Consider the following 7,436-nt stretch of genomic DNA (forward strand, 5'->3'; position numbering starts at 1 on the left):
AAGCCGAACGGTCAGACCGGCGCATGGATGCGCAATCGTTTGCTTATGGGTGGGCAACCCCGGGCGGCACCCGGGTTGGTGCTTGGGCGCAACGCTTGCCGAGTGAGGCGCCGCGCGAACTTGGCTCGCGCGGCGCTGGAGAGGTCAGCGTTCGTAAAACGCGGTGCCTTTGTCTGCCATGTCACGCAACAGGGCGGGCGGCGCGAAACGGCGGCCGTGCTCTGCAGCCAGCCGGTCGCACAGCTGGACAAAGGCGCCCACCCCCACGCGATGGATGTGCGAAACCGGCCCGCCACGGAATGCAGGGAATCCCCAACCGAGCAGCGCACCCACATCGGCATCGCGCGGGTCGGTCACCACGCCTTCATCCAGGCAGCGTGCGGTTTCCACGGCCTGCACGGTGATGAGGCGGTCGACCAGCGTCAGGACGTCGGGCTGCGTGGCGGCCTTGGGGTATTCGGTCGCCAACCCGGGCCATAGCGCCTTCTTGCCGTTCTCCGGATAGTCGTAAAAACCTTTTCCCGCCTTGCGGCCGATGCGGCCCAGGGCCACCATGCGCTCGGCCACGGCTTCGCCGGGGCGCTCGATGTAGGCGACACCCAGGTCGGCGCGGGTTTGCTGGTTGACCTTGTGGATCAGCTCGCTCGAAACTTCGTCGATCAGCGCGAGCGGCCCGACCGGCATGCCGGCCAGCAGCCCGGCATTCTCGATCAATGCGGGTGCCACGCCTTCGGCGAGCATCGCCAGGCCTTCGAGCACGTAGGTCGAGAACACGCGGCTCGTATAGAACCCTCGGCTGTCATTGACGACGATGGGCGTCATGCCGATGGCCTTCACGTAATCGAGCGCCTGCGCCAGCGTGGCCCGCGTGGTCTGCCGGGCGACGATCACCTCCACCAGCGGCATCTTGTCGACCGGCGAGAAGAAATGCAGCCCGATGAAGTTGCCCGGCCGCTGGCTCGCCTCCGCCAGCCCGGTAATCGGCAGCGTGGACGTGTTGGACGCGAAGATGGCGTCCGGCGAGATCACGGCTTCGGCCATGCGCGTGACGTCGGCCTTGATCTCGCGCTGCTCGAATACGGCCTCGACGATGAGGTCCGCGCCATCCAGGTCGGCGTAGGACGTTGTGGGTTGGATGCGCGCGAGCAGTGCTTCGGCCTGGTCGGCATGCAGGCGACCGCGCTGTACCTGTTTCTCGACCAGCTTGCGCGAATAGTCCTTGCCGCGTTCGGCGGCTTCCTGCGTGGTGTCGAGCAGCACGACGGGCACCCCCGCCTTGGCGGTGACATAGGCAATGCCCGCGCCCATCATGCCGGCACCAAGCACGCCCACCTTGGCGTAGCGCCGCACCGGCACATCGGCCGGGCGCGCGGCCAGCTTGTTGGCGGCGTTCAGGCTGAAGAAAAGGGTACGGATCATCGCGCGGGCCTCCGGAGACAGCACCGCCTGCACGAAGTAGCGCGCCTCGGTCTTGAGGCCCGTATCGAGATCAGTGATAAGCCCTTCATACACGCACGACAGGATGCTGGCCGCGGCCGGATAGTTGCCGTAGGTTTTCTGCCGCAGCATGGCGTTGGCCGCCGTGAATAGCTGCTGCACGGCGGGGCTGGCGATGCCGCCCCCGGGCACCTTGTAGCCCTTGATGTCCCACGGCTGCTGCGCGCGGGTCTGGCCTTCGCCCAGCAGCCACGTGCGCGCGGCATCGGCTTCCTCGCCCGCATTGACGACCGCATCGACAATGCCGAGCTTGAGCGCGTCGGCTGCCTTGATGCGCTTGCCTTCCAGCAGCATCGGCAACGCTTTCTGCACACCAATCAAGCGCGGCAGACGCTGCGTGCCGCCGCCACCCGGCAAGAGGCCCAGCGTGACTTCCGGCAGGCCAAAGCGCGCGCGGGCGTTGTCTGCCGCCACGCGGTAGTGGCAGGCGAGCGCAATCTCCAACCCGCCGCCCAGCGTGGAGCCCGGCAGTGCGGCGGCCACGGGTTTGCCGCAGGTTTCCAGCTTGCGCAGCATGCGGTGCAGCTCGCACGTGCGATCAAACAGCGTGGCCGCGTCGTCGCTGGCCTGCAGCCATTCGAGGTCGCCGCCGGCAATGAAATCCGCCTTGGCCGAGGTGACGAGAATGCCCTTGACGCTGGCATCGGCGCATACGCGGTCGATGGCGGCACAGAAGGCGGCGCAGGTGTCGCCGTTGAGCACGTTCTGCGCGCGGCCCGGCTGGTTCCACGTGAGCGTGGCGATGCCGTCGGTGTCGATGGTGATGTCGATCATGTCAGCACGCTCCTTAAACGCGTTCGATGATGGTGGCGGTGCCCATGCCGGCACCGACGCACAGCGTGGCCAGGCCCGTGCTTGCGCCACGCCGTTCCAGCTCGTCGAGCAGCGTGCCGAGAATCATGCCGCCCGTTGCACCGAGCGGATGGCCCATCGCAATGGCGCCGCCGTTGACGTTGATGCGGTCATGCGGCACGGCCAGCACCTCCATGAAGCGCAGCACGACCGAGGCGAAGGCTTCGTTCAGTTCGTACAGGTCGATGTCGGCCGCCGACATGCCGGCACGCTTGAGCGCCTTCTCGGCTGCACAGGAGGGGCCGGTCAACATGATCGACGGCTCCGAACCGATGCTCGCAAAGCTGCGGATGCGCGCACGCGGTTTGAGGCCCGCGCGCTTGCCGGCCTCGCGGCTGCCGATCAGCACGGCCGCGGCGCCATCGACGATGCCCGAGCTGTTGCCCGCGTGGTGCACGTGTTCGATGCGTTCCAGTTCCGGATAGCGCTGGCGGATCACCGCGTCAAAACCGTATTGCTCGCCCAATTCCGCAAACGAGGGTTTGAGCTGCGCGAGTGTGTCGACGGTGGTCTGCGGGCGGATCATCTCGTCGCGGTCGAGGATGGTCAGGCCGTTCTGGTCGCGCACCGGCACGATGGAACCCGTGAACCAGCCCGCCGTGCTGGCTGCATGCGCGCGGCGGTGGCTCTCGGCGGCATAGGCGTCGACGTCATGGCGGCTGTAGCCCCACTTGGTGGCGATGGTGTCGGCCGACACGCCTTGCGGCACGAAGTACAGCGGGATGGCGGCGGCCGGGTCGACCGGCCATGCGCCACCGCTAGCGCCCATCGGCACGCGCGACATGCTCTCCACACCGCCGCCGATGGCGAAGTCGCTTTGCCCGGCCATCACCTGTGCGGCGGCCATGTTGCAGGCCTCGAGGCCCGAGGCGCAGAAGCGGTTGATCTGCACCCCGGCCGTCGTCTCGGCATAGCCGGCGGACAGCACTGCCACGCGGCCGATGCACGCGCCTTGCTCGCCCACGGGTTCCACACAGCCGAGCACCACGTCGTCCACGAGCGATGTGTCGAGCTGATTGCGATCGCGGATGGCGCGCAGTGCGGTAGCGGCCAGGCGCAGCGGCGTCACGCCGTGCAGGCTGCCGTCCTTCTTGCCCTTGCCGCGCGGGGTGCGCACGGCGTCGTAGATATAGGCTTCCATAGCGTTGCGTCCTGAAGGTCGTGCTCGTTAAAGGGTGCGGGCGATCAGCTCTTTCATGATCTCGTTGGTACCGCCGTAGATCTGCTGCACGCGAGAATCGGCCCACGCGCGGGCGATGGGGTATTCCCACATGTAGCCGTAGCCGCCGTGCAGTTGCACGCAGCGGTCCATCACCTTGAACTGCAGGTCGGTGGTCCAGTACTTGGCCATGGACGCCGTGGCGGCATCGAGCTTGCCGGCCAGCTTGAGCGCGATGCACTGGTCGACAAACACGCGGCCGATCTGCACTTCGGTTTTCAGTTCAGCCAGTGCGTGCCGCGCGGTCTGGAAATCGAGGATGGATTTGCCGAAGGCCTGGCGTTCGCGCACGTAGCGCAGGGTCCATTCAAGCGCGCCTTCGGCCGAAGCGATGGCGCCGATGGCGATCTGCAGGCGCTCCCACGGCAGCTCCTGCATCAGGTAGGCAAAGCCGCGATGCTCTTCGCCGAGCAGGTTGGCGGCCGGCACCCGCACGTTGTCGAAGAACAGCTCTGCGGTGTCCTGCGCTTTCATGCCGACCTTCTTCAGGCGTTTGCCCTTGCTGAAGCCCTCCATGCTCGTGTCGACCACGAAGAGGCTCGTGCCCTTGGCGCCGCCTTCCGGCGTGGTGCGCGCCACGACGATCACCACATCGGCGTGCCAGCCGTTGGTGATGAAGATCTTCGAGCCGTTGAGCACGTAGTGGCTGCCGTCGCTGCTGCGCGTGGCGGTGGTGCGCACGCCTTGCAGGTCGGAGCCCGCGCCGGGTTCTGTCATGGCAATCGCGCCGATCATCTCTGCGCTCGCCAGCTTGGGCAGGTAGGACTGTTTCAGCGCCTCGCTGCCGTAGTGCAGCAGATACGGCGCGACGATTTCGGAGTGCAGGCCGAAGCCCAGGCCCGTTGCGCCTGCCCGCGCGATCTCTTCCATCAGAACGGTGCTGTAGCGGATGTCGGCACCTGCGCCGCCATACGCTTCGGGCATGCTGGCGCAGTGGTAGCCGGCGGCGGCCGCCTTTTCCCAGATGGCGCGGTCGACGTAGCCCTGGTCTTCCCAGCGCTCGTGGTGGGGCAGGACTTCGGCCTCGATGAAGCGGCGGACGGAGTCTCGGAAGGTGTCGTGTTCAGCGTCGAACAGCGTGCGGGCAATCATGGCGGCTCGGGATCGGTGGCAGAGGGGTTGCCGTATTTCAACAAGGCCGCGACAATTCCGGTTGATCTGGATCGCCACTTTATTGACATGAAGCGCCAGCCGAAGGCAGCCTCCAAACGCCACGATGTGCACGCGCGGGCGCGCATCGCGATCCTGCTGCCGCCTCGCTTGTTTGCCGGGTACGTGTTTCTCACTCAAGAGATGCTGCTCATTGCCGGCACCATGCAGGCGCGCAGCGTGGATGTGATGGGCAGCCGGCTTTTCGACATCGATCTGCTGTCCACCGACGGTGGCGCCGTATCGAGCTTTGGTGATATGCCCGTGCCTGCCACCGCCGCGTTGATCGAGGCGGCCTACGACGTCGTGATCGTGCCCGCGCAGTTCGCCCCGGAGGCGGCATTGGATGCGGAAGAGGCGCGTATCGCCGATTGGCTGCGCAGGCGCTATGAGGCTGGCGCCCTGGTCGTTGGCATGAACGCGGCGCCGCTGTTCGCCAAGGCGGGGCTGCTTGATGGCTGCTGGGCGACGGGGCTGGCGAGCGAGCGCGCCTGGTTTGCCCGGCATTTTCCCGGCGTGCGTTACACGCCCGACCAGCCGCTGGCGGTGGACGGCCGCATCATCACCGTCAGCGGTATCAACCCCGCCGTGGACGCTTGCGCGTACGTCATCGATCACTGCTGCGGGGCGGGTGCATCGCGGCGGATGCTGCGCACGGCGCTCACGCAATCGCTGCCGTCATACGAACACATGGCCGTGTGGACCGCGCAGTTCAAGCGCCACGGCGATGCGGCCATCCTGGCCATCCAGGACATCGTGGAGCGGGAACTGGCAGCGCCCCCAGCACTTGCAGAACTGGCCGCCCAGGCAGCGATGAGCGAGCGGACCTTGACGCGCCGTTTTGCCGCCGCCACCGGCAGCAACCTGAGGCGTTACGTGGCGGCGCTCCGTGGGGAGCTCGCGGCGTTTTTGCTGCGCACCGGCCGCCAGCCGCTCGATCACATTGCCGATGAATGCGGCTACGGCAGCGTCAGCGCACTGAGCCGCGCGTTCTTCGCGGGCCACGGCTGCAGCCCCTTGCAATACCGGGCGCAGCACCGCACCCACTGAAGTTTCACGGACGCAGCAGATCGAAGCCAGCGAGCAACACCACACCCGACAGCGCGGTCAACGGCAACGAATGTTGGCCAAAGTACAGCAACGCGGCGGCCAGCCAACTGGCCGCGAAGAATGCGCTCATGCGGTTCATGCTTTCACCTGATCGTTGTTGGGGTGGGGAGCGACGCGGCCGGCATATTTACGCGTGCTGGTAGCGGTATTCCTGCGTCTTGCCGCCGTAGCCGTAAGCTGCGGCGCGAACGTCCTGCACATAGATATAGCTCTCTTCATGCAGATTGCCGAGTAGCTCAGCAAACGCCGCGAACGCCTCGGCGATGTACTGCGCCTTCTCCGCCTTGGTATTCGTTTCGTCCGTTACCTTGATGTCGAAATAGACGCTGTTCTTACCTTGCGCGGCCAGCGTCTGCCCGCCGACGATCCAGTCTTCCGGGTCGACATAGTCGATGGCAATGGCCGTGACCTTCGGGTCCTTGCCCAGGATGCGGGAGGTAAGGTCCAGTAAGGTGCTGGCGATTTTCTGCGTCATTTCTGCAGAACGTTGGGCGCTGACTTTGACGTTGAGGATAGGCATGATGGTTTCTCCTGTTAGTTAGCAATACAACTACTTGGTCAAAAAAAATGGACGCTTATGTCAGCGTGGAGCGCACACCGCGGATCTTCGTCACCGTATCGGTGAATTCGGTACTGCCCAGCACGCGCTTCAACCTTGCGGTGACGGCGCCGCTTGCCTCGTTCAACGCGGCGCCGATCTTGACCGCTTCCCGCGTCGGGAAGATGGCGGTCTCGCGGCCGTCGGCTTCCGTTTTGCGGCGTTCGATCAAGCCCTTGGCCTCCAGGCCATCCAGCGCGCGCGTTGCCGTGGGGCGCGTGACGGACATCGCTTCCGACAACTCGCTTTGCAGCATGCCAGGGCGGTCGACGATTGCGCGGAGCATGAAGCCTTGCGGCGGCGTGAGGTCGAACGGCGCGAAGGCGTCTGCCCAGACTCGGTCGAGCTTGCGGGCCAGGGCGGTGGTGTTGAAGTAGAGGCAGTGGTCGAACATGGTGAGGTGGATGGTAGGGGATGATGGTTAGATATGCAACTTATTTTTTATGCTGGTGGTCCACCCCTGTTTCGTTCCCTGCCGGGCACGACCTACTTTTCTTTGTCTTGCCAAAGAAAAGTAGGCAAAAGAAATGCGCGCCCGAGATGGCGACCCCCTCCTTGAATTTGTGTCGCGGGAAGGGAGGGGAGGCCAACTCGCTGCGCTCAGACAGGCCTCCCCTCTTTATCCTTCCCGCAACAAAAATCCAAGGCGCCATCAAGGGCCTAACGTCAAAAGAAAAAGGCTAACCCGTCGTGAGGTTGGCCTTGTCGTTTGGGCCTGCGCTTAGATGGTTTGGCCTTTGACTTCCCTGCCCTAGATGGCGCCTTGAATTTCTGTAAGCGGGCGGAAAAAGGAAGGAGGCTTGTCTGAGCGCAGCGAGTTTGCCTCCTTCCCCGCACGGTTACAGAAATTCAAGGAATGGGTCGCCATCTCGGGCGCGCATTTCTTTGCTTGGCAGTTTCAAGTAGCAAGTGCAACGCGTTATCTAGGATGTGTTGCATGGGACGAAGCTACGAACACCTGAGCGCCGAGGAGCGAGGCGCGATCTTTGCGATGAAGCTGGAGGAGCGGAG

Annotated in this window: 7 protein-coding genes; 1 reads left to right on the forward strand and 6 read right to left on the reverse strand. The window is 65.0% G+C overall.

Going from position 1 to position 7,436, the window contains the following annotated elements:
* Positions 1-144: 144 nt before the first annotated feature.
* The 3 genes from ACU8YE_RS16645 to ACU8YE_RS16655 are packed head-to-tail and all read right to left on the reverse strand — an operon-like array spanning position 145 to position 4,660.
* The gene (locus ACU8YE_RS16645) at positions 145-2,271 is read right to left on the reverse strand and encodes a 3-hydroxyacyl-CoA dehydrogenase NAD-binding domain-containing protein (RefSeq protein WP_446929199.1); all 2,127 of its coding nucleotides are present in this window, start codon (positions 2,269-2,271) and stop codon (positions 145-147) included.
* Between the two features lie 13 nt (positions 2,272-2,284).
* Positions 2,285-3,490, reverse strand: coding sequence for an acetyl-CoA C-acetyltransferase (locus ACU8YE_RS16650; protein WP_260801071.1), 1,206 nt, complete (start codon positions 3,488-3,490; stop codon positions 2,285-2,287).
* A 27-nt stretch (positions 3,491-3,517) separates the two neighbouring features.
* A complete protein-coding gene (locus ACU8YE_RS16655; RefSeq protein ID WP_232038862.1) occupies positions 3,518-4,660 on the reverse strand; it encodes an acyl-CoA dehydrogenase family protein in 1,143 nt (380 codons plus the stop codon).
* An 87-nt stretch (positions 4,661-4,747) separates the two neighbouring features.
* Between ACU8YE_RS16655 and ACU8YE_RS16660 the strand changes: the two genes are divergently transcribed.
* Positions 4,748-5,767: a GlxA family transcriptional regulator gene (locus tag ACU8YE_RS16660; RefSeq protein WP_446929205.1), complete on the forward strand. Its 1,020-nt coding sequence runs from the start codon at positions 4,748-4,750 to the stop codon at positions 5,765-5,767.
* Between the two features lie 4 nt (positions 5,768-5,771).
* Here ACU8YE_RS16660 and ACU8YE_RS16665 read toward each other — a convergent pair whose 3' ends face one another.
* From ACU8YE_RS16665 to ACU8YE_RS16675, 3 genes are read right to left on the reverse strand one after another with little or no spacing between them, the layout of a single operon-like run.
* Complete coding sequence (locus ACU8YE_RS16665) at positions 5,772-5,906, reverse strand: hypothetical protein (protein ID WP_004632518.1); 135 nt, start codon at positions 5,904-5,906, stop codon at positions 5,772-5,774.
* Between the two features lie 48 nt (positions 5,907-5,954).
* Positions 5,955-6,347: a tautomerase family protein gene (locus tag ACU8YE_RS16670; protein WP_322017947.1), complete on the reverse strand. Its 393-nt coding sequence runs from the start codon at positions 6,345-6,347 to the stop codon at positions 5,955-5,957.
* Positions 6,348-6,402: 55 nt separating this feature from the next.
* The gene (locus ACU8YE_RS16675) at positions 6,403-6,819 is read right to left on the reverse strand and encodes a MarR family winged helix-turn-helix transcriptional regulator (RefSeq protein WP_232038865.1); all 417 of its coding nucleotides are present in this window, start codon (positions 6,817-6,819) and stop codon (positions 6,403-6,405) included.
* Positions 6,820-7,436: the final 617 nt, after the last annotated feature.

Source organism: Ralstonia sp. VS2407 (assembly GCF_052950655.1).